The sequence below is a fragment of the Pseudomonas sp. SC3(2021) genome, from assembly GCF_019856535.1.
In the GTDB taxonomy this organism is placed as follows: Bacteria; Pseudomonadota; Gammaproteobacteria; order Pseudomonadales; family Pseudomonadaceae; genus Aquipseudomonas; species Aquipseudomonas monsensis.
The window spans coordinates 3,705,989-3,729,231 of the sequence record NZ_CP082236.1 but is presented as its reverse complement, the minus strand read 5'-3'; the positions used below and the strand labels follow the sequence as shown (position 1 = coordinate 3,729,231).

Below are 23,243 nucleotides of genomic sequence, written 5' to 3'. Positions count from 1 at the left end.
CGCTAGCAGGCTAGCGATAGGGCCTGCCCAGCCAACACAAATCCGGGGCATGAAAAAACCCGCTGACCGTCTCCGGTTCAGCGGGTTTCTTTTTGCCCGGCAGCTTATTGCGCGGCAACCTGCGCTTCCATTTTCTGCCGCAGGCTCAGTGGGCGCATATCGGTCCAGACCTCTTCGATGTAGGCCAGGCATTCCTTTTTCAGGCCGCTCTTGCCCACGGTGCGCCAGCCTTGCGGCACGGCTTTGTAGTCCGGCCAGATCGAATACTGCTCTTCGTGGTTGACCACGACCTGAAAGAGGATGTCCTCGCGGTCGAATACTGACGTCATGCTGGTTCTCCATCGTTGTAAGGGTGGGCCGCACCACAGGTGCAGCCGGGTATGTAGAAAGAACGTGCGGCGCGGCAAAAAATTTACAGCGCAGCGGTGGCAGCGGCCAACGCGCGACCGAAGATCTCGGCGACGCGATCAATTTCGGTGGCAGTGATCACCAGCGGCGGCAGGAAACGCACCACCGCGCCGTGACGACCGCCCAGTTCGAGGATCAGGCCGCGTTTGAGGCACTCGCGCTGCACCAGCGGTGCCAGGCGAGCGAAGGCCGGTGGATGACCGAGCGCGTCCACCGGGCCACTCGGATCGACCAGTTCAACCCCGAGCATCAGGCCCCGCCCACGGATATCGCCCAGTTGCGGGAAGTCGCGCTGCAGAATGCGCAGATGCTCGCTGAGACGTGCGCCCATGGCTTCGGCGTGCTCGCACACCTTGTGTTCGACCAGATAACGCATCACCGCAGAACCGGCGGCCATCGCCATCTGGTTGCCACGGAACGTGCCGGCGTGGGCGCCCGGCTGCCAGGTATCGAGCCAGTCGCGGTAGACCACCACCGCCAGCGGCAGGCTGCCACCGATGGCTTTGGACAGCACCACCACGTCTGGGGTGATGCCGGCGTGTTCAAAGGCAAACATCTTGCCGGTGCGAGCAAACCCGCTCTGGATCTCGTCGACGATCAACGCCACGCCGGCCTTCTCGGTGATACGGCGCAAACCGCGCAGCCACTCAATGTCCGCCGGGATCACACCGCCCTCGCCCTGCACCGCTTCGACAATCACCGCCGCCGGCAACTGCACGCCGGCCTCCGGATCGTTGAGCAGGTTTTCCAGGTAGCTCAGGTTGGCGTTGATACCGGCAGCGCCACCGAGACCGAACGGGCAGCGGTAGTCGTAAGGGAACGGCATGAATTGCACGCCGTTACTGAGCAAGGCGCCCAACGGTTTTTTCGGCCCCAGGCTGCCCATCAGGCTCAACGCCCCCTGACTCATGCCGTGGTAACCGCCAGAGAACGACAGCACGGTGCTGCGCCCGGTAGCGGTGCGCACCAGTTTCAGCGCGGCTTCCACGGCATCGGTGCCGGTCGGGCCGCAGAACTGGATTTTCGCCTGCGCTGCCAGCGCCGGCGGCAGCAGACCGAACAGATCCTGCACGAACTGATCCTTGACCGGCGTGGTCAGGTCGAGGGTGTGCAGCGGCAACTCATCGGCCAGCACTTGCTGGATCGCCTCGATCACCACCGGGTGGTTATGCCCCAGTGCCAGCGTGCCGGCACCGGCCAGGCAGTCGATGAAGCTGCGTCCTTCGACGTCTTCGACGTACAGGCCCTTGGCACGCTTGAGCGCCAGGGGAATGCGCCGTGGATAACTGCGCGCATTGGATTCCTGCTGGCTTTGGCGAGCGAGCAACGGTGATTCATGGAACTGGTACAACGTTTCGGCCGGCGCCGAGGCGACCCGGGCCGATGACTGTTCGATAAGGCTGGTGGCGACTGACATCTCTCGACCCCTCAATACGCTATGGATAGTGACCAAAACAGCACACTGGACAGGTGCGCGTTCCGGTCGCGGAGCGCACATGCAGGTTTTCCTGTTCTGGAAACGCTTAAGCGTCCCGAGGATTTAGGCCCTTGATCGTTTGTCAGGCGCAGGCGGGAAACGACCGGACCATGGGCAGAGTCTGCAAACCTTCATGGGTCAAGGGCGGCGCCGCTTGGCGATAGCCCAGGTGTCGATAGAACGCCTCGCCGGTACGGGTGCTGTTGAGACTGACCCGCTGCACCCCGCGCAGGCACAACCAGCCTTGAAGATCATCCATCAGCGCCCGCCCGACGCCACGGCGGAAGCACTCCGGCTGCACGTAGCACAGGGTGATGTCGCCACTGGCCAGCGCCATGCCGACTCCCACCGGTTTGTCCTGCAACAGGGCGAGGTTGAGGTAGAAACGTGCATCGGCGAGCCACGTACAGAGGTGTCCGGCGGACTGCTGGCGGACCCAGGCATCGACTTGCCGGGGATTGTTGCGGTGGTCGAGTGCACAACCGATGCGGATCGAACGCTCGATGATGCGGCTGATAATGCCGGTGTCGGCCAGGGTGGCCGGACGAATACAGATGGGTGCTTCCATGGCGCGATCCCCTCAATCCATTGAGTCAAAGCTGCAGCGACCTTAACCCCGCAGCGGCCGGATGACTAATGGAGAGAAGTTACATTTGATGTGCCAATACACAGAGCTGACGGGGTGAACTCAGACGGCTTGCAACGGCATGGTCAACTCCACGCGCAAACCGTCCGGGCGGCTGTCGAAGTGCAGCGCACAGTCGCAACGCTGAACGATTGCCTGAACGATCGCCAGACCGAGGCCGCAACCGGTACTCTGGCCGTTGCGCCAGAAGCGCTGGGTCAAATGCTGCAAATCGTCCGGGGGGATGCCCGGGCCATGGTCGCGCACGACAAAGCGCACACGGTTGCCGATGGTTTCCAGGCTCAATTCGACTGCACAGTCCTGCGGCGTATGACGCAGGGCGTTGTCGAGCAGGTTGCGCAGCGCCGCAATCGACAGCACCGCCGGCATCTGCAGTGCAGCGGTCGACAGATCGGCCGGCAGTTTCAACTGGATCCGCAGGCGCTCACCGCCGGTGGCGTCGGCAATCGCCAGCCTGGCGACTTGCTCGGCGCTACACTGCGAGCCGTCATCGAACGACAGACTGCCCTCGACCCGCGCCAGCAACAGCAATTGCTCAAGGGTGCGGTGCAGGCGGTCGGCGCCCTCCTCGGCCCGCGCCAGCGACTGATCACGGGCGCTACCCTCGGTCATGCGCGCCACTTGCAGGTGGGTCTTGATTGCGGTCAGCGGGCTGCGCAGTTCGTGGGCGGCGTCACCGGTGAGGCGGCGTTCACGCTCGATGGTTTTGCCAATGCGCTGGAACAGTTGATTCTGGGTGTCGAGCAACGGTTTCAATTCACTGGGAAACGATTGCAATTGCAGCGGTTCAAGCGAATCGGCATTGCGCCGCATCAAGGCTTCGCGCAGTCGGTTGAGCGGCGCCAGGCCCTGTCCGATCCCCAGCCACAGCAGGCACAGACAACCGAGCAATGCCACACCCACCGGCACCGAAGCGGCCAGCAGAATCGACATGTTCAACGCTTCGCGTTCGATTTGCCGATCGGCTGTGGTGATGCGGACATCGCCCCGGGCAAGGGTGAAGCTGCGCCACGGCGCACCGTCGATCATCTGATCGTGAAAGCCCATTTTCTCGGCTTCCAGAGCCTGCTCGGGACTGCTGTGACTGCGGGCGAGAATTTCCCCGCGCAACGAACTGACCTGGCACGCCATACCGCCGGGAATGTTCAACTGTTCGGCACTGAAATGCGTGCCCTCGCCCTTGCTCGGCAAGGCCGGCAATTGCTCCAGCAGCCCGGCGACCATGCGTGCGGAGGCCACCAGCCGCTGATCGAGGGAAAACATCATCTGATTGCGCAGATCGCTGAGCATCCAGGCCGCCGCCAGCGCCCAGATCAGCGCAAACGCGGCGCCGAGGGTCAGGCTCAGGCGCAGTCGCAGACTCATCACTTGCCTTGATCTCCACCGTCGGCCGGGCCCAGTCGATAACCGAGGCCGCGCACCGTTTCGACGATGCCCTTGCCGAGTTTGCTGCGCAGGTGATGGATATGCACGTTCAGCGCATTGCTCTCCAGTTCATCGTTGAAGCCGTAGACGCTGTCCTTCAACTGCTCGGTAGACAGCACCCGGCCACGGTTGTGCAGCAACGCTTGAAGCAGCGATTGCTCGCGCCGCGACAAGTCCACCGGTTGCCCGGCCAGAGTGGTCTCGCGACTGCTCGGGTCGTAGGTCAGCGCACCGTGTTCGATCAGGTTGACACTGCGCCCGGCCACCCGCCGCAGCAGGGTTTGCAGGCGCGCGAACAGTTCGCGCAGATCGAATGGCTTGAGCAGGTAATCGTCGGCCCCCGCCTGCAAACCGTCGACCCGGTCAGTGACCGAGTCGCGCGCGGTCAGAATCAGCACCGGAATCTCCAGGCCACTCTGACGCAGTTGTTGCAATAACTTGAGCCCATCTTCGTCGGGCAGGCCGAGATCGAGCACCATCACGTCAAATTCGGCGACCTTGAGCATCGCCCGCGCCTTGGACGCGGTGTTGACGTGTTCGACCGTCAGGCCCTGAGCGGTCAGACCGGCAACGATCCCGCTGGCGATCAACTCGTCGTCTTCGCAAACCAATACGTGCATGGGCGCTCCATGAATAAAAAGGCGAGTCAAACAGGCGAGGATTAAGTGGCAATTATGGCCGCCGCGCCGGCTGACGGAAAGCACGCCGCACGGTAACCCGCTCGCTGTGTGACCTGGAATTCGACCAGGTCAGACTAGCCATCGGTTTGATTACCAACACTGAAACAGTTTGCGCCTGTCTATCCGTTTGGTGCTGGTTTAGCCTGCGGTCGAAACTGACTGCTACTACAACCCTTAAACGGATTTAAGAACAATGCCTCATTTAAAAAATGTCGTCGCCGTGGATTGGCGCTCGGGGCCTGACCGGATCTACTTTTTTTTCAAGGACTCCAATACCTATTCACGCTTCAACATCGGCACCAACCGGGTGCCCGCCGAATATCCCGCCGAAGCCAACGCCGATAACTGGGGCGACTTTCATCGACACGTACGCAATCTGCGTTTTGGATTCACCACCACGGGAATCATTCCTGACGCACAAAGTGGCTTCGACGACGATGTCTTGTGGCTTTTTTATAGCGACAATGGCCGACCGATGGTGTGTAAATACGATCAGGACCTGGATAAGGTCCGCAGCATGGAACCTCTGGAAAATACCGTCTGGGCGCGACTTCGCCCTTACTTTGAGCGCATCGTTGCCGGTACCTGGTGGCAAATGACCGGTTCCAGTAGCCAGGTGTTCCGGTTTCTCATGAATGACGGCCATACCGTCGCAATCAACCTGTCCAACAGCGATATCCAGCACGAGAGCATCAACGCCGAATCCTGGCCGGGCCTTGAGCCTTACCGGGACAGGATCATCACGGCGGTGCAGAATGATCGTACGTTCGCGGCCAGTTACTTCTACATTTTCCTGAACAACAACCAATACATTTGCTACAACATGCAGCGCAATCGGGTGGAATACGGCCCTATCGATGTGGATGAAGACAGCTGGCCCGGTTTGCTCTGCGGCCTGCCTTGAACCGGGCGCCTCGGCCGGTTAATCATCGGTTAATCGCCACCGCCCATTGTGCACCTCACTTGCACAGGGACAAGGCTCCTCCATGCGTCATTTTTTTCTTTTGTTTGCTCTGCTGATGTCCAGCCTGGCCCAGGCTGGAAACAATCCATTTGATACAAAACCGGAGTTTCTGCCGGTCGACAAGGCTTTCGTGCTCACCTCCGAACGTCTGGAGTCTGGGGAAACCCAGTTGTTCTGGCAGATCACCGACGGCTATTACCTGTACCAGAAACGCCTGAAATTCGACGGTCTGGCGGCGGCGCACCAACCGGCGCTGCCTGAGGGCGAGTCCCACAGCGACGAGTTTTTCGGTGAACAACCGGTGTATCGCCAAGGCCTGGAAGTGAAAATCCCGGCGACGGCCAGCGGGCAGATCAAGGTCAGTTACCAGGGCTGTGCCGATGCCGGACTGTGTTATCCGCCGCAAACCCGGGTCATTGATCTGGGCGGCAAGGCATCCGCCACCACGGCGAGCGACGAAGCACCGGATCAAGCCCTGGCCAGCAGTCTGCAACAGCGGGCGCTGGGCTGGAGTCTGCTGGTGTTTTTCGGCCTTGGCCTGTTGCTGGCGTTTACCCCGTGCTCGTTGCCGATGTTGCCGATTCTGGCGGGCATGATCGTCGGCAGTGGCGCGACGCCCCGTCGTGGTTTTGCGCTCGCCAGCAGTTACGTGATCTGCATGGCACTGGTGTACGCCGCCATGGGCGTGATTGCCGCGCTGCTGGGTGCCAACCTTCAGGCCTGGTTGCAGAACCCGTGGCTGCTGGGGGCGTTCGCTGCGGTATTTGTGGTGCTGGCACTGCCGATGTTCGGCTTCTTTGAACTGCAATTGCCGGTGGCGTTGCGCGATCGCCTCGAACACGCCTCGCGCAGCCGCAGCGGTGGCAGCCTGATCGGTGCCGGTGTGCTGGGCGCCTTGTCCGGTCTGCTGGTCGGCCCATGCATGACCGCACCACTGGCCGGAGCCCTGTTGTATATCGCCCAGAGCGGTAACGCGCTGCACGGCGGCTTGATTCTGTTTGCGCTGGGCATCGGCATCGGTGTGCCGTTGTTGTTGCTGGTAACCGTCGGCAATCGCTTCCTGCCCAAACCCGGCGCCTGGATGAATCTGCTCAAGGGCATCTTCGGTTTCCTGTTCCTCGCCACCGCGTTGCTGATGTTGCGCCCGGTACTGGATTCGTCGTTGTGGCTGGGCCTGTGCGGCGCGCTGCTGCTGATCGCCGCGTTCTGCGCCTGGAAGCAATCGGAAGGGTATGGCCGGGTCGCGCAGGTGTTCGGCGCCATCTCGTTGTTGTTGGGACTGTGGGGCAGCCTGCTGATGATCGGCGCGGCGGGCGGCAGCGACGATCCGTATCAACCCTTGCAGGTATACAGCGCCGGCCGTGTGGCCAGCGCGGCACCGAGCGGTCATGAAGCGTTCACCACGATCAAGGACCCCGCAGCGCTGCAACGCGAGCTGGATGCCGCCAAGGCCCAGGGCCAGTGGGTGCTGCTCGATTATTACGCCGACTGGTGCGTGTCGTGCAAAGTCATGGAGAAGCAGGTGTTTGGCCAGGCCAAGGTGATGCAGGCGCTGAGCGACGTGCGCCTGCTCAGGCTGGATGTCACCGCTGACAATGCGGCCAGCCGCGAACTGCTTGGCCGTTACAAGGTTCCGGGCCCACCGAGTTTCGTCTGGATCGGCGCCGACGGTGAAGAGCGCCGCAGCCAGCGCATCACCGGCGAAGTCGATGCCGAGACGTTCCTGCAACGCTGGACCACCACCCGAGACGCTCATTAATGCTGACTTTCACCCTCGGCACCTTTGCCATAGCGCTGAACCATCTGCTGCTGATCAGTGCTTTGGCGCTGGCGACCTTTGTCGGCTGGCGGGTGGCCAAACGCGGTGGCGAGAACCCCGAGTCGGCGCTGTTCAGTCTGTTCCTGCTGGGCATGCTGGCGGCGCGTATCGCGTTCGTGGCGGTGTACTGGTCGCATTATCGCAATGACCCGTGGCAGATCGTCGACCTGCGCGATGGCGGCTTCCTCGCCTGGCCGGGAGTGATCGTGTTGCTGCTCGTTGCGCTGTATCGCGGCTGGCGGCGCCCGGGGTTGCGGCGCCCGCTGGGTTTTGGCGTGGCCAGTGGTGTGCTGTTCTGGCTGTTGGCGACCCTGTCACTGAACATCTACGAACAAGGCACCCGTCTGCCGGACATCGCCCTGCGTAACGCAGCCGGTGAAACCATCAAGCTCAGCGATTATCAGGGCGGTCCGCTGGTGATCAACCTGTGGGCGACCTGGTGTCCACCGTGCCGGCGCGAGATGCCGGTCCTGGAAAATGCCCAACTGCAACGGCCTGACCTGACCTTCCTGTTTGTCAATCAGGGCGAAAGCATGCAAAGCGTGGCGACATTTCTCGAAACCCAGGGCCTGAGCCTGACCAACGTGTTGTTCGACCGCAGCGGCCAAGTGGGCCAGGCCGTGGGCTCCATGGCATTGCCGACTACCCTGTTCTATAGCCCCGACGGTCGCCTGCTGAGCAGCCACCTGGGTGAGTTGTCCAATGCCAGTCTGGCTCGCGCACTGGAAAATTTCGATGCGCCACACTCCCAATCGAACCCGGCCATTGCTCCGGCCACCTCTGCAAGGAAACTGCCATGCCCCGCCTCCGCCACCTGCTGACGCTGACAATGGGCGCTGCCCTGTTGCATTTGCCGTCGCTGCAGGCTGCTGAAGAACTGCCTGCCGCGATCAAGCAGATCGAGGCCAAAGGCGCAAAAATCGTCGGCCAGTTCGATGCGCCTGATGGTTTGCGTGGTTACGCGGCGCAATACCAGAACCGTGGCATGGCGCTCTACCTGACCCCCGATGGCAAGCACGTGCTGCTCGGCAACCTGTACGACGCCGACGGCAAAGACCTGAGCAGCGAACCGTTGCAGAAACTGGTGTATGCGCCGATGGCCAAGGAAGTCTGGGCCAAGTTCGAGGCGAGCAACTGGATTCAGGACGGCAACAAGGATGCACCGCGCACGGTGTACCTGTTCAGCGACCCGAACTGCCCGTACTGCAACATGTTCTGGGAACAGGCACGCCCTTGGGTCAAGGCCGGCAAAGTGCAGTTGCGGCACATCATGGTCGGGATCATTCGCGAAGACAGCCCGGGCAAGTCCGCCGCGCTGCTGGCAGCCAAGGATCCGGCCAAGGCGCTGGAGGATCACGAGAAGGCTGGCAAGGCCAGTTCGCTCAAGGCCTTGAAGGACATTCCGGCGGCGGTGCAGACCAAACTGGCGGCCAACATGCAGTTGATGGAGGACCTGGACTTGCAGGCGACCCCGGCGATTTTCTACATGGACGACAAGGGTGAGCTGCAACAACAGCAAGGGGCGCCTTCGCCGGACAAGCTGGCGAAGATTCTCGGCCCCAAATAGCTCCGGACCTTTCGAAACCTGGCGGCCCTTTCGCGAGCAAGCCCGCTCCCACCCTGGATTGAAATCCTCTGTGGCAGCGGGCTTGCTCGCGAAGAACGTTTACGCGGTGTGGCGGTTGCGCTCGCTCAAGAAGCTGAACAGCACCTCGTTCACAAACGCCGGATTCTCCAGACTGGAGATATGCCCTGCCTCCGGCACCAACAACCACGGGCAACCAATCAACTCAGCCATTTCCTGCGTTTCCGCCGGTGGCCGTGGTTTGTCCTGATCGCCGCACAGCACCAGCGTGGCCTGTGCATTCAACTCGCCCAGGCGTGGCAACAGATCATCCCGACTGAAGGTGATACGCCCCATTGGCACGATGCTGTCGCGCAGACGGTCAGACGAATACGCCGCCAGTTTCGCGCGGAAATCCTGGTAAAGCGCCGACTGCGGATCAATGCCCGGACGGAAGAAGATCGGCACGACGATGTCGAGCAAGAGGTCAGAGATTTCGCCGGATTCTTCGATCTGCTTGAACAGCGAAAAATAGTACTGGCGGGTAGGCTCTGGCTCGACGCCGACGTAAGTGTCCATCAGCACCAGGCCGTTGACCCGTTGCGGCGCCGACAATGCCAGGCGTACGCCCCACATGCCTCCGACCGACAACCCGACCAGAGTGACCTGGTCGATCTCCAGGTGATCGAGCAACGCCTGCACCTGACGGGCGATGTCGTCCAGCGAAGTGGTGCCTTGCGGCAACGCGCCGGACTCACCGTGGCCCCAAAGATCCAGGGCGATCACCCGATAGTGCGGCGACAGTGCAGCAATCTGCGGCGCCCACATGGCGGTGTCCCACAGATAACTGCCCACCAGCAACACGGCCGGGCCGGTGCCTTGATCAATGTAGTGCAGCGCTTGTCCGTCAACCGTGAAAAAAGCCATCGACCACCCCCGCGGTAGAAAAAGAGAACCGGCAGCCTGAGCTGCCGGTGGTTTGTCGTCAACCTGGGAAATGTACGTGAATGTGCCGGTTTATTTGTGTTGAATTCACTGACGCCATCGCTGGCAAGCCAGCTCCCACAGGTTCTACGCTGCACACAAATGTTGTGAACACGTTCGATCACTGTGGGCGCTGGCTTGCCAGCAATGGGGCCGCAGATTACAACCCTTCCAGCTCCGCCATCAGGTCATTCAACCGATCCACCTTGTCCTCGGTGATGTCACTGGCCGCCAGGCCTTCGATGTACTCGGCCAGCTCCTGCACCGTGCTGCACTCGAACATTGCCCGCAGCGGCACATCGCGTTGCAGGGTTTTCTGCACCCGCGAAGCGATCTGCGTAGCCAGCAACGAATGCCCGCCCAACTCGAAGAAGTTGTCGCGCACGCCGACCTTGTCGACCTTCAGCACCTCGGCCCAGATATCGGCCAGGGTCTGCTCCAGCTCGTTGCGCGGGGCCAGGTAATCCGCGCTCTGCAACTGGCCGATCTCCAGCGCCGGCAGGGCCTTGCGGTCGAGTTTGCCGTTGGCGTTATGCGGCAGCTGATCCAGCCACAACCAGTGCAGCGGCACCATGTATTCCGGCAGTTCGCTGCGCAGGCGTTGCTTGATCCGTTCCAGGCGTTCGCTCGGATTGAGCGCCGAGTCCGCCGCGACCAGATAGCCGACCAAGTGCTTGCCATTGACCCCTTCCTGCACCCCGACGGCCGCATCACGGACTTCCGGTTGCTCGTGCAGACGCGCCTCGATTTCACCCAGTTCGATGCGGTAACCGCGAATCTTCACCTGATGGTCGACCCGCCCGACGTACTCCAGCACACCGTCACTGCGGCGTCGCGCCAGGTCACCGGTACGGTACAGACGCTCGCCCGGCGCGCCGAACGGGTTCGGTACGAACACCGGCGCGGTGCGCAGCGGATCGCTGACGTAACCGCGACCGACGCCAGTACCGGCCACGCACAACTCACCCACCGCACCCAACGGCACCAATTCCAGCGCGCCATCGACCAGATAGAGCAGGTTGTTGTCGGTCGGCGTACCAATCGGCAAGTAGCTGCCGCGGGTCGAGGCCAGATCGACGCGGAAAAACGCCACGTCATCGGAACATTCTGCCGGACCGTAAGCATTGACCAGCCCGATCTGCGGATAACGCAACAGCCACTGATGCGCCAGTTCCGGCGGCATCGCTTCGCCAGTCGGCAGCATCCAGCGCAGGCCGTCGAGGCTCAGGCGCTCCGAGGCAAGCATGCCTTGTATCAGCGACGGCACGCTCTCCAGCACGGTGATGCCCTGCGCCTGCACATGCATCAGCAACCCCTGCGGATCGTGGGCGATGGCGTTCGGCACAATATCCACCCGAGCGCCGAACAGCGGCGCGGCGAGGAACTGCCAGACCGAAATATCGAAGCTTTGCGAAGCGGTCTGTGCGATCACATCGGCCTCACTCAAATCGAGGTACGGACGCTTGCTCAACTGGTTGTTGAGCATGCCGCGCTGCTCGACCATCACGCCTTTCGGCAGGCCGGTCGAGCCCGAGGTGTAGATCACATAGGCGAGGTTGTCCGGGCCGCTGTGAATACCCGGGTTTTCCACCGATGTCGTCTGCGCTTGCAGCGTTTCCCAGACCAACAGACGCGGACGGTTGGCGCAGCTGAATTCATCCAGCAAGGCCTGCGCCTGTGCCTGGCAGGCGGCACTGCACACCAGCACCGGCGCCCGGCTCAGCTCAAGGATGCGTTGCAGGCGCTGGCCCGGCAGGCCGGGATCCAGCGGCAGGTAACCGCCACCGGCCTTGAAGCTGCCGATGATCATCCCGAGCAGATCGAGGTTACGCTCGGCCAGCAACGCCACCGGTTGATCCATCTGCAGCCCGGCTGCGACCAGGGCATGGCCGAGGCGGTTGGCGTTATGGTTCAGCTCGGCATAGCTCAGTTGCTGATCCAGGCATGTGGCAGCGATGCGTTGCGGGTGCGCCGCCACCTGCGCTTCGAACAGCGCCACGTAGCTCTGCTCCAGTGGATAATCGTGTGCGCTCCGGTTGCAACCGTGCAGCAGGAAGTCCTGCTCCTCACGGCCCAGCAACGGCAGTTCGGCCATGTCGCCATGGAAGCCATCGACCAGCGCCAGCAACAGACGCTTGAACTCGCCGAGCATGCGCTCAATGGTCGACTCGTCGAAGTAGCGCTGGTCATACGACAGATGCAACCCAAGGTCATCGCCCGGATAACACACCGCCGTCAACGGGAAGTTGGTGTGGGTGCGGCCAGAATCAGAGGTCGCGTTGAGGCTCTGCGCACGGTCCAGTACCGAGACTTCCACCGGCGCGTTTTCAAACACGAACAGGCTGTCGAACAGCGGCTGGCCTTTCGGCAGTTCGCTCTGTTCCTGAATGTTCACCAGCGGCAGATATTCGTACTCGCGCAGTTGCATGTTGCTGTCGAGCAGCGCGCTCAGCCACTGGCGCACGCTGCTGCGCTGATCGTCCTCGGGCATCTTCACCCGCAGGGCAATGCTGTTGATGAACAGGCCGACGGTGCGTTGCATCTCCGGCATGTCCACCGGACGTCCGGCCACGGTCACACCGAACAGCACGTCACGATCACCGCTCAGGCGGCGCAGCACCAAGGCCCACGCCGCTTGAGCGAAGGTGTTCACTGTCAGTTGATGGGCCTGGGCCAGTTCACGCAGACGTGCACCGTCCTCGACATTGAGGCGGGTGTAGCAGTCGCCGACGATCATGCCGCCGCTTTCGCCGGCATGTTCACGCAGGAATGGCCGGTCGCTCGGGATCGGCGTGGTGCGCTCGAACCCTTGCAGGTTCTGCTGCCACCACTGGCGCGCCTCGGCCAGGCTCTGGCGTTGCAGCCAGCCGATGTAATCGCGGTAGCGCGGCGGCACCGACAAATGCGCTTCGCGACCTTCACCGAGGGCGGTGTAGATCTCGAAAAAATCGTTCATCAGCAACGAGCGGCACCAGGCATCAATCAGGATGTGGTGGTTGCTCATCATGAACCAGTAACGCGCCGCGCCGACCTTGATCAGGCGCAGGTGGAACGGTGCCTGATTGAGCAGATCGAAACCGGCCTCGCGCTCGCTTTTGAGCAACGCCTGCAACTTCGGTTCTTGCTCGGCCTCGGCAACGTTGCTCCAGTCCAGGTACTCGATCGGCGTGCGCCCCGGGGAGTGAATCACTTGCAGCATGTCTTCGCCGACGTTCCAGCAGAACGACGCACGCAGCGCTTCGTGACGGGCGACCACCGCTTGCCAGGCCTGGGCAAAACGCTCGGGATCGAGTTCGCTGTTGATGCGGTAGCGATCCTGCATGTAGTACAGGCCCGTGCCCGGTTCGAGCAAGGTGTGCAGGAGCATGCCTTCCTGCATCGGCGTCAGCGGATAGACGTCTTCGATGTGCGCCGCCGGCACCGGCAACGCATCGAGTTGCGCCTGAGTCAGTTTCGCCAGCGGGAAGTCCGACGGCGTCAACCCGCCGGCCGTGTCTTGCAGGCAATGGGCGATCAGGCTTTGCAGTTCGCCAAGGTAGGCGTCGGCCAGATCAACGATGGTCGGCGCGTCATAACGCTCGGCGCTGAAAGTCCAGCGCAGCAGCAGTTCACCGCCATACACCTGACTGTCGATGCTCAACTCGTTGGGCAGCGGCGCCTGCGGATCGTGAGCGGCGCCGACCGGTTCATCGAGAGGACGGAACAGCGCATCGCTGCCAAAACTCTGGTCGAACTGGCCGAGGTAGTTGAAGGTGACCGGTGCGTTGGGCAACGCCGCCATGCTGCGCTGACTGAGGTCATCGGCCAGATAACGCAGGACGCCATAGCCCAGGCCTTTGTGCGGCACCGCGCGCAGTTGCTCCTTGATCGCCTTGATCGAAGCGCCCTGCCCGGCCGCTTCTTCAATGTTGTGCGGGGTCAGGCGTAATGGATAGGCGCTGGTGAACCAGCCGACGGTGCGGGTCAGGTCGATCTCGTCGAACAGGGTTTCGCGGCCGTGGCCTTCGAGCTGAATCAGCGCCGACGGCTGCCCGCTCCAGCGGCACAAGACGCGGGCCAGCGCAGTCAGCAACAGGTCGTTGACCTGCGTGCGATAGGCACGCGGCGCCTGTTGCAGCAGTTGCTGAGTGCGCTCGGCATCGAGGTGCACGCTGACGGTTTGCGCATGCCGGTTCTGCCGTCCACCCTGCGGGTTTTCGCATGGCAGGTCGGCGCTCGGCCCGGCCAGTTGCGTCTGCCACCAACTCAGTTCTTCGCGCAGGGATTCGCTGCCGGCGTAGGCCTGCAAGCGTGCCGTCCAGTCCTTGAAGGCACTGGTTTTCGCCGGCAGCTTCACCGCTTGTTCGGCGTCGAGTTGGCGATACACGGTTTGCAGATCGTCGAGCAGCACGCGCCACGAGACACCGTCGACCACCAGGTGATGGATGGCAATGAACAACCGCTGCTGTCCTTCTGGCCCATCGACCAGCAACGCGCGCAATAACGGGCCGTTTTGCAGTTCGAGGCTGCGCTGGGCATCGGCGAACAGCGCTTGGCACTTGTCCATCGCTGCCACCCGTACTTGCCACAGTACCTCGGCATCGGACACCACTTGATGCGTTGCCTGCCACTGATCATTGGTCTGCATGAAGCGCAAACGCAGCGCGTCGTGCTGCTCGATCACCGCCAGCAGCGCCTGCTCCAGACGCTGCGGTTCCAGCGCCACGCTCGGCTCCAGCAGCAAGGCCTGGTTCCAGTGCTGACGCTCCGGGATTTCAGTGTCGAAGAACCAGTGCTGGATCGGCGTCAGCGCCGAGTCACCGCTGACCAGCCCCTGTTCGGCAGTCACTTGCTCGCTGCGGCTGGCGACCCCGGCGAGGGTCTGCACAGTCTGATGCTGGAACAGGTCCCGGGGGCTGAAATGGATGCCCTGCTGCCGCGCCCGACTGACCACTTGAATCGACAGAATCGAGTCGCCACCGAGTTCGAAGAAGTTGTCGTTGAGGCCGACCTGCTTGACGTTGAGCACTTCGCACCAGATCTGCGCCAGGGCCTGTTCCAGTTCGTTGCTCGGGGCGACGTAGTCCTGACGATTCAGCTCAGGGTCCGGCGCGGGCAAAGCACGACGGTCGAGTTTGCCGTTGGCGGTGAGCGGCATGCGCGCCAGCAGGATCAGGTGCGTCGGCACCATGTAGTCCGGCAGTTGCGCTTTGAGGTGCGCCTTCAATGCGTCGCGCAGTTCGGCCTGTTGTACTTCACCTTGCTCGGCGACTTCGCTGACCAGATAGGCAACCAGTTGTTTGCCGCTCGGCGCATCCAGCGCCAGCACCACCGTTTCACGGATCGAAGCGTGATCAAGCAGGCGGGTTTCGATCTCGCCCAGTTCGATGCGGAAACCACGAATTTTCACCTGATGGTCGATCCGCCCCAGATACTCCACCAAGCCATCGGCACGCTGGCGCACCAGGTCGCCGGTGCGGTACATGCGCCCGCCATTCGCGGCAAACGGGTCGGCGACAAAACGCTCGGCCGTGATGCCCGGGCGGTCGTGATAACCCTGCGCCAGACCGGCGCCGCCGACGAACAACTCACCGGTCGCGCCTTGCGGCACCAGCGCCAGATCGGCGTCGAGAATGTACGCCAGGCGGTCGCCGATCACGCTGCCGATCGGCACGCTGCCGGCGCCTTCTTCCAGCACTTCCGGGGCCAGACTGGCGAGTGGCATGACCACGGTTTCGGTCGGGCCGTAGGCGTTGAAAAACAGGCTCGGTTTGAACGCGGCACGAATCCGCTGCAGGTGTTCGCCGGTCAGCGCTTCGCCGCCGGTGATGATCATCCGCACCGGCAGCGTTTGATTTTGCGTGGCGAGGAACTGCGCCAACTGGCTGCCGTAGCTCGGGGTGAAACCGAGGACGTTGATCTTGTGGCGGCGGATCAAACCGCAGATTTCTTCGGCATCCCACTGCCCTTGCGCCCGCAGCACCACCTGCGCGCCGCTGAGCAGCGGCACCAACAGCCGCTCGGTGGCGGCGTCGAAGTTGATCGAATAGAAGTGCAGTTCGCAGTCGTCCGGGCGCATGCCGAAACGCGTGATCACGGCCTGGCAGTGCATGGCGATTTCGCCGTGAGAAACCACCACACCCTTCGGTTTACCGGTCGAACCGGAGGTGTAAATCAGGTACGCCTGATGCTGCGGCAAGCTGATCAACGGCAGCTCGGTGGCCGGGTAGCCGGCCAGTGCCGGACTGTCTTCTTCCAGGCTCCAGCGCGCCACGCTCGGCGGCAGATCACCAAGAGCATTGAACATTGCCTGATCGCTGAGCAGCAGACCAATGCGGCTGTCTTCGATCATGTAGTGCAAACGGTCGAGCGGATATTCCGGGTCCAGCGGCACGTACGCGCCGCCGGCCTTGAGAATCGCCAGCAGGCCGACAACCATTTCTAGCGAGCGCTCCAGCGCCAGACCGACCCGCACTTGCGGACCGACGCCGCGTTCACGCAGGGCCCAGGCCAGGCGATTGGCGCGGGCGTCGAGTTCGGCGTAGCTCAGGGTCTGCCCGGCGAACGTCAGGGCCGGCGCGTCTTTACGGGCCAGCGCCTGCTCGGCGAACAGGTGATGGATGCACTGATCGAGGCGATGTTCGCCCGGCTCCGCACCGAGGCTGTCGATTAGTTGCTGTTGTTCTGGCGCCGCCAGCAGCGGCAACTCGCTGAGGCGTTGGTGCGGATCGCTGATCAGCGCTTCGAGCAGATTGCGCCAATGGCAGGCCATGCGTGCAATGGTCGGTTCATCGAACAGATCAGTGCTGTAGGTCAGGCAGCAACCGAGGCGATGGTCGAGGTCGGTGACTTCAAGGTTGAGGTCGAACTTGGTCGCTCGCGCATCGTTGGCCAGGTACTCGACGGTCATCCCGGCGAGCAGGCGGCTCTGCTGGAACTCCCAGCGCTGCACATTGCACATGACCTGGAACAGCGGGTTGTACGCGGCGCTGCGCGGTGGCTGCAGGGCTTCGACCAGATGATCGAACGGCAGGTCCTGATGCGACTGGCCCTCGATCACGGTATGGCGCACCTGCTCGAACAACTCGCCCACCGACATCTGGCCGTCGAGCTGGCAACGCAGCACCTGGGTGTTGAGGAACGCGCCGATCAGCCCTTCGCTTTCCGGGCGGATACGGTTGGCCACCGGCGCACCGATGCGCAGGTCGGTCTGGCCACTGTAGCGGTAGAGCAAGGTGGCGAGCGCGGCGGTCATGGTCATGAACAGGGTCAGACCGTTTTGCGCATTGAAGGCACGGACACGGGCGGCGAGATCATCACTGAGGTCGAAACGGAACAGTTCGCCCTGGTGGCTTTGCACCGGCGGACGCGGACGGTCGCCGGGCAGCTCCAGCAGCGGATGTTCGCGTCCGAGTTGCGCGGTCCAGTAGTCGAGTTGGCGCTGACGTTCACCGGACTCCAGCCAGTTGCGCTGCCAGACGCTGTAATCAAGGTACTGCACCGGCAACGGCTCCAGCGGCGAGTCGCGGTCATCGACGAACGCTTCATACAACGCGCTGAGTTCGCGGGCGAAGATGTCCATCGCCCAGCCTTCGGTGACGATGTGGTGCAGGGTCAGGACAAAGTAGTGCTCATGTCCGGCGGTCTTCACCAGACAGGCGCGCAACAGCGGCCCGGTTTCCAGATCGAACGGCAGGTGCGCTTCGGCATCGGCCAGTTGCTGCACCTTCTGCTCACGCTGGTCAGCCGGCAGTTTCGAAAAATCCTTCCAGCCCATGCGTACACCCGTCTCGGCATGCACCTGCTGCCGGGCCACGCCGTCGATGCTCGGGAAGGTGGTGCGCAGGGTTTCGTGGCGCAGGATCAATGCCTGCAAGGCCGCCTCGAAACGCTCGACATGCAACACGCCACGCAGGCGCGCCATGCCGCCGACGTTGTACGCCGGGCTGTCCGGTTCCATCTGCCAGAGGAACCACATGCGCTGTTGCGAATAGGACAGCGGCACCGGTTGGCTGCGGTCGACTTTTGCAATCGGTGGCTGCTGGTTGGTCTTGCCGCTGGCCTGGATCAGGCGGATCTGCTCGGCAAAATCGCCAAGTTCGCTGTGTTCGAACAAGGCGCGCAGCGGCAACTCGACGTCACAGGCCTGACGGCTGCGCGAGATGATTTGCGTGGCCAGCAGCGAGTGCCCGCCGAGGGCGAAAAAGTCGTCGCGCAGACCGACTTGCGCCAGACCCAGTACTTCGCGCCAGATCGCGGCGATCTGTTGTTCCAGCTCAGTGACCGGCTCGACATGCTCGCGGACTTGCCACTGCGGCTCGGGCAAGGCGCGACGGTCGAGTTTGCCGCTGGGGCTCAGGGGCATTTGTTCGAGACGCATCAGTTGCGCCGGGACCATGTATTCCGGCAGCTCGGCGGCCAAAGCGGTTTTCAGACGGGCAATCAGTACGTCCTGATCTTCGCTGCCATCGGCAGCAGTGAAATAGCCGATCAGTTGCGCGCCGGCAGCGGTTTCACGCACCAGCACCACGGCTTGGGCGACACCTTCCTGAGCCAGCAGGCGCGCTTCGATTTCTTCCGGCTCGACACGGAAGCCACGCAGTTTGACCTGCTGATCGAGACGACCGAGGTATTCGATCACACCGTCCGAGGTCCACCGTGCGCGGTCACCGGTGCGGTACAAACGCGCGCCCTGCTCACCCAGCGGATCGACCACGAAACGCTCGGCAGTCAGCGCCGGGCGACCAAGGTAACCGCGAGCGAGACCGATGCCGCTGATGCACAGTTCACCCGGCACCCCGGCCGGCACCGGATTGAGATCGGCGTCGAGTACGCGGCAGATCACGTTGCCCAACGGCCGGCCGATCGGCGAACGCTCGCCATCAGCCGCTGTGCAGTGCCAGTGGGTGACATTGATCGCGGTTTCGGTCGGGCCATAACGGTTGTGCAATTGCACCGCCGGCAGTTGCGCCAACACGCGGTTGCGCAGTTCTGGCGGCAGCGCTTCACCACCGGAGAACAGCCGACGCAGGCTGGTGCATTCGGCGCTGAGCGGTTCGTCGATGAACAGCGAAAGCAGCGGCGGCACGAAGTGCAACGTCGTCACGCCATATTGCTGAACCAGTTGGGCGATGCGATGCGGATCGCGGTGCTCGCCCGGCGCGGCAATCAACAGCCGCGCGCCGGTGATCAGCGGCCAGAAGCACTCCCACAGCGACACGTCGAAACTGATCGGGGCCTTTTGCATCAGCACGTCGGTTTCATCGAGGCCGTAGGTGTTTTGCATCCATTGCAGACGTTCGGCCAAGGCGGCGTGAGTGTTGCCGACGCCCTTCGGTTGGCCGGTGGAACCCGAGGTGTAAATCACGTAGGCGAGGTTGTCGCCGTGCAGGTGCAGACCCGGCGCCTGACTCGGCCAGTTTTCCAGGTGCAGCGCGTCCATCGCGATCACACTGACGCCGTCGCGGGCCGGCAGACGGTCAAGCAACGCGGTCTGGGTCAGCAGCAGTTCGACACCGCTGTCGCTGAGCATGTAGGCCAGACGCTCGGCCGGGTAATCCGGGTCCAGCGGCACATAGGCACCGCCGGCCTTGAGAATCGCCAGCAGGCCGATCAGCAGTTGCGGTGAACGCTCGGCAGCAATCGCCACACATACGTCCGGGCCGACCCCTTTGTCGCGCAGGTAATGCGCGAGGCGGTTGGCCTGGGCGTGCAATTCGGCGAAATCGAGACTGCCGCCGTCCCACACCAGCGCAGTGCGTTCCGGGGTCTGGCGCGCCTGATCGTTGAGCCGTTCCGGCAGCCATTGTCGCGCCGGGGTGCATGGTGCGACGCTCCATGCCTGTTGCTGTTCGTGCTCGCACGGCGTGAGCAATTGCAGGTCGCCGATCGCCTGTTGCGGCTGCTCGCAGACGGCGCACAGCAGGTTGCTGAAGTGTTCGGCCAGACGCTCGATGGTCGCCGCTTCGAACAACTCGTCGGCGTAGTCGAAGGACAATGTCAGGCGCCCGTTGCGATCCTCTTCGCTGTGCAGTTGCAGGTCGAACTTGGCCTCGCGGCTGTGCCACGGCAGTTCTTCGGCGAGCAGCCCCGGCAAGCGTTTCAGCGCGCCGAGATCGCGTTGCTGGTGGTTGAACATCACCTGAAACAGGCCGTGTTCGCGAGCCTGCGGGAAGGCTTCGAGCAGTTGTTCGAACGGCAAGTCCTGATGGGCTTGAGCGCCAAGCGTGGCCTCGCGGGTCTGCGTCAGCAACTCGACAAACGACAGGTGCGAATCGACCTCGGCACGCAGCACCTGGGTGTTGATGAAGAAGCCGATCAGGCCTTGGGTTTCCAGGCGCGGACGGTTGGCATTGGGCACGCCGATGCGAATGTCGCGCTGACCGCTGTAGCGGTGCAGCAGGCTCTGCAAGGCCGCGAGCAACAGCATGAACGGCGTCGCTTGGTGGGCCTGGGCGGTCTGTTTGATCGCATCGCTGAGGCTGACGCCGAGGCGCACGCTGTGGCGGGCGGCGCTGTGCAATTGTCTGGCCGAGCGAGGATGATCGGTGGCCAGTTCCAGCACCGGCTGTTCGTCGCCCAGTTGTGCTTTCCAGTACGCCAGTTGCCGCTCGCCCTCGCCTTGCGCCAGCCATTGGCGCTGCCAGCTGCCGTAGTCGGCGTATTGGGTCGGCAGCGGCGCAAGGTCGGCGCGCTGGCCTTGGGTGGCAGCGGCGTACAGGCGCGAGAACTCGTCGATCAGCAGGTTCAGCGACCAGCCGTCGGCGATGATGTGGTGCAGTGTCACCAGCAGTTGATGATCTTCGTCGCCGAGCCGCACCAGCGTCACCCACAGCAGCGGGCCTTTTTCCAGGTCGAACCGGGTGCGCGCTGCGTCTTCACGGATCTGTTGCGCGCGGGCTTCACGCTCGTGGGCTGGCAGGTCGCTGATGTCGATCAGTTGCAGATTGAATTCAGTCGCCGCCTCGACCTGTTGCAGGGCCACGCCGTCGCGTTCGAAAAAGCGCGTGCGCAGCGATTCGTGGCGTTCGATCAGTTGCTGGAAGCTGGCGCGCACGGCGTCCTGGTCCAGTTCGCCGCGCAGACGCAGGGCACCGGGAATGTTGTAGGCGCTGCTGTGCGGGTCGAGCTGCCAGGTGATCCACAGACGGTTTTGTGCCAGGGATTGCACGATTGGCTCGCTGCGCGAGAGCGAGTTGATTTGCCCTTGAGCGCTCCCACCGTCCTGTTGCTGTTGCGCCACGGCGGCGGCAAATGCGCACAGGGTCGGCGCCTCGAACAGCAGGCGCAGATTCAGCTCCAGCGACAGCGCTTCACGCACCCGGGCAATCACTTGCGTGGCGGCGATGGAATTACCGCCAAGCAGGAAAAAGTGGTCGTCGGCGTTGACCTGTTGCACGTTGAGCTGCTCGGCCCAGATCCTGCCGATCAGGGCTTCGAGTTCGTTGGTTTGCACGGCCGATTCGATGCTGGAGGCCTGCGCGGACGGGAACAGCGCATAGCTGTCGAGGCTGCCATCGGCCAGACGATTGCGGCAGGCGGAACGTTGCAGCTTGCCGCTGGAGGTCTTCGGCAAGGCGCCCGGATTGAGCAGCACCACCACGCTCGGCGCTTGCTGATACGCCTCGGCCACCGCTTGGCGAATGGCTTTGATCAGCGCTTCGGGCGGGAGAATTTTCTGCACGCTGCGGCTGATTTCCGCAGCGATGCCAATGCCTTCCTCGCCGTCCTGAGAAACCGCAAATGCCGCGACCCGGCCCTTGCGCACCACCTCGACTTCGCGCTCGACGGTTTGCTCGATGTCCTGCGGATACAGGTTGTGACCGCGCACGATGAGCATGTCTTTCAGACGCCCGGTGATGAACAGTTCACCATCGCGAACGAAGCCCAGATCGCCGGTGCGCAGCCAGGTCTGGCCGGCGTGCTGGACGAAAGTCCTGGCGCTGGCTTCGGGGTTGCGCCAGTAACCGCGGGCGATGCTCGGGCCCGCAGCCCAGACTTCGCCGACAGTGTTGTCAGCCAGCTCCTGTAGCGTGACCGGGTCGGCGATCAGCACCGCGTGCTCTGGCTGACTGATGCCGCAACTCATGATCGGGCTGCCGTCGCCCGGCTCGGCGCGGTTTTGCGCCAATGCCTGATCGTCCACGCGCAGTGCCGGAATGCCGGTGCCACGCGGAGTACCGGCCACGAACAGCGTCGCTTCGGCCAAACCGTAAGAAGCCATGAAACTGTCTTCGCTGAAGCCGCACGCGGTGAACTTCTCGGCGAAGCGTTCAAGGGTGTCGAGACGGATCGGTTCCGAGCCGGAATAGGCTACGCGCCAGCGGCTCAGGTCGAGCCGTTCCAGTGCCGATTCGCTGACCCGTTCGCTGCACAAGCGGTAAGCGAAATCCGGTCCGCCGCTGATGGTGCCGCCGTATTGGCTGATCGCTTCGAGCCAGCGCAATGGTCGGCCGAGGAAGTACGCCGGCGACATCAGAATGCACGGCACACCGCTGAAAATCGGCTGGAGCAGACCGCCGATCAGGCCCATGTCGTGGTACAGCGGCAACCAGCTGACGATCACGTCGTCGGGGTTCACGTCGATGCCGAAGCCGCGGCGAATCAGCAATTCGTTGGCAACCAGATTGCCGTGGCTGACCTGCACGCCTTTGGGCAACGCGGTGGAACCGGAGGTGTATTGCAGGAAAGCGATGTGCTCTGGCGGCAGCGTCGGTTCAACCCAACGCTCGGCCAGTGCGCTGTCGAGGGTGTCGACGCACAACAGCGGCGGCGCGCCGTCGATCTGCTGCAAGGCATCGCGCAGGTCGGCGCTGGTCAGCAGCAAACGCGGCTCGGCGTCGGCAATGATCGACAGCAGACGCTCTTGATGGTGGCGACGCGTCGACTCCGGCGGATAGGCCGGGACCGCAATCACTCCGGCGTACAGGCAACCAAAGAACGCCGCAACGTAGTCCGGGCCGCTGGGGAACAACAGCACCGCGCGATCGCCGAACTCGGCTTCAGCCTGGAGCGCGGCCGCGATGCTGCGGGCGCGCTGATCGAGTTCGCGATAGCTGAGTACCACAGCCTGCTCTGGGTTTTCAACGAGAAAACGCAAGGCCAGTTGATCCGGCGTCAGGGCCGCGCGGCGCTGGAGGGCTTGGACCAGGGTGCTGGGGAGTTCGAACGCGTCGGTCATGAGGTTTCCTGCCTGAAGTCGGCTTGCTAGTGGAATCGGGTTGCTGCGTCACGCCCCTTCAAGGGCATGCAGGGCGCGGTCTGTGCCGACCACGCAAGGCTTGGGAATGCTGGCTGG

The 23,243-nt window shown here is 62.9% G+C and carries 11 protein-coding genes; 4 read left to right on the top strand and 7 right to left on the bottom strand.

Annotated elements, in window-relative coordinates; all coding sequences use genetic code 11:
- Positions 1 to 104 precede the first annotated feature (104 nt).
- The 5 genes from K5Y35_RS16670 to K5Y35_RS16650 all read right to left on the bottom strand — a co-directional run bounded on the left by K5Y35_RS16670 (position 105) and on the right by K5Y35_RS16650 (position 4,576).
- Complete coding sequence (locus K5Y35_RS16670) at positions 105 to 329, bottom strand: MbtH family protein (protein WP_123466418.1); 225 nt, start codon at positions 327 to 329, stop codon at positions 105 to 107.
- A gap of 83 nt (positions 330 to 412) precedes the next feature.
- Positions 413 to 1,825 carry an aspartate aminotransferase family protein gene (locus K5Y35_RS16665; protein ID WP_222832379.1) on the bottom strand — a complete coding sequence of 471 codons (1,413 nt, stop codon included), beginning with the start codon at positions 1,823 to 1,825 and terminating at the stop codon, positions 413 to 415.
- 142 nt (positions 1,826 to 1,967) lie between these two features.
- The gene (locus K5Y35_RS16660) at positions 1,968 to 2,453 is read right to left on the bottom strand and encodes a GNAT family N-acetyltransferase (RefSeq protein WP_222832378.1); all 486 of its coding nucleotides are present in this window, start codon (positions 2,451 to 2,453) and stop codon (positions 1,968 to 1,970) included.
- Positions 2,454 to 2,573: 120 nt separating this feature from the next.
- Positions 2,574 to 3,896 carry an ATP-binding protein gene (locus K5Y35_RS16655; protein WP_123466424.1) on the bottom strand — a complete coding sequence of 441 codons (1,323 nt, stop codon included), beginning with the start codon at positions 3,894 to 3,896 and terminating at the stop codon, positions 2,574 to 2,576.
- Positions 3,896 to 4,576, bottom strand: coding sequence for a response regulator (locus tag K5Y35_RS16650; RefSeq protein WP_007908710.1), 681 nt, complete (start codon positions 4,574 to 4,576; stop codon positions 3,896 to 3,898). The genes K5Y35_RS16655 and K5Y35_RS16650 overlap by 1 nt, the downstream gene beginning before the upstream one ends.
- A gap of 253 nt (positions 4,577 to 4,829) precedes the next feature.
- On the opposite strand from K5Y35_RS16650, the gene K5Y35_RS16645 reads away from it, so the two are divergent.
- The 4 genes from K5Y35_RS16645 (at position 4,830) to dsbG (ending at position 8,986) form a co-directional block, all read left to right on the top strand.
- Positions 4,830 to 5,540 (top strand): hypothetical protein, encoded by a 711-nt coding sequence (locus tag K5Y35_RS16645; RefSeq protein WP_222832377.1) that lies wholly within the window; start codon positions 4,830 to 4,832, stop codon positions 5,538 to 5,540.
- 82 nt (positions 5,541 to 5,622) lie between these two features.
- On the top strand, positions 5,623 to 7,359 hold the full coding sequence (gene dsbD, locus K5Y35_RS16640) for a protein-disulfide reductase DsbD (RefSeq protein ID WP_222832376.1): 1,737 nt from the start codon (positions 5,623 to 5,625) through the stop codon (positions 7,357 to 7,359).
- A complete protein-coding gene (locus K5Y35_RS16635) occupies positions 7,359 to 8,240 on the top strand; it encodes a TlpA disulfide reductase family protein (protein WP_186746411.1) in 882 nt (293 codons plus the stop codon). The genes dsbD and K5Y35_RS16635 overlap by 1 nt, the downstream gene beginning before the upstream one ends.
- Entirely contained in the window at positions 8,216 to 8,986 is a 771-nt protein-coding gene (dsbG, locus tag K5Y35_RS16630; protein WP_123466433.1) for a thiol:disulfide interchange protein DsbG, read from the top strand. The genes K5Y35_RS16635 and dsbG overlap by 25 nt, the downstream gene beginning before the upstream one ends.
- A 99-nt stretch (positions 8,987 to 9,085) precedes the next feature.
- Here dsbG and K5Y35_RS16625 read toward each other — a convergent pair whose 3' ends face one another.
- Positions 9,086 to 9,910 carry an alpha/beta fold hydrolase gene (locus K5Y35_RS16625; RefSeq protein WP_222832375.1) on the bottom strand — a complete coding sequence of 275 codons (825 nt, stop codon included), beginning with the start codon at positions 9,908 to 9,910 and terminating at the stop codon, positions 9,086 to 9,088.
- Positions 9,911 to 10,127: 217 nt separating this feature from the next.
- Positions 10,128 to 23,126, bottom strand: a complete 12,999-nt coding sequence (locus K5Y35_RS16620; RefSeq protein WP_222832374.1) for a non-ribosomal peptide synthetase — start codon at positions 23,124 to 23,126, stop codon at positions 10,128 to 10,130.
- Positions 23,127 to 23,243 lie beyond the last annotated feature (117 nt).

Coding starts and splice junctions, on each gene's coding strand:
- K5Y35_RS16670 (WP_123466418.1), bottom strand. CDS start 329: ATGACGTCAGTATTCGACCGCGAGGACATCCTCTTTCAGGTCGTGGTC.
- K5Y35_RS16665 (WP_222832379.1), bottom strand. CDS start 1,825: ATGTCAGTCGCCACCAGCCTTATCGAACAGTCATCGGCCCGGGTCGCC.
- K5Y35_RS16660 (WP_222832378.1), bottom strand. CDS start 2,453: ATGGAAGCACCCATCTGTATTCGTCCGGCCACCCTGGCCGACACCGGC.
- K5Y35_RS16655 (WP_123466424.1), bottom strand. CDS start 3,896: ATGAGTCTGCGACTGCGCCTGAGCCTGACCCTCGGCGCCGCGTTTGCG.
- K5Y35_RS16650 (WP_007908710.1), bottom strand. CDS start 4,576: ATGCACGTATTGGTTTGCGAAGACGACGAGTTGATCGCCAGCGGGATC.
- K5Y35_RS16645 (WP_222832377.1), top strand. CDS start 4,830: ATGCCTCATTTAAAAAATGTCGTCGCCGTGGATTGGCGCTCGGGGCCT.
- dsbD (WP_222832376.1), top strand. CDS start 5,623: ATGCGTCATTTTTTTCTTTTGTTTGCTCTGCTGATGTCCAGCCTGGCC.
- K5Y35_RS16635 (WP_186746411.1), top strand. CDS start 7,359: ATGCTGACTTTCACCCTCGGCACCTTTGCCATAGCGCTGAACCATCTG.
- dsbG (WP_123466433.1), top strand. CDS start 8,216: ATGCCCCGCCTCCGCCACCTGCTGACGCTGACAATGGGCGCTGCCCTG.
- K5Y35_RS16625 (WP_222832375.1), bottom strand. CDS start 9,910: ATGGCTTTTTTCACGGTTGACGGACAAGCGCTGCACTACATTGATCAA.
- K5Y35_RS16620 (WP_222832374.1), bottom strand. CDS start 23,126: ATGACCGACGCGTTCGAACTCCCCAGCACCCTGGTCCAAGCCCTCCAG.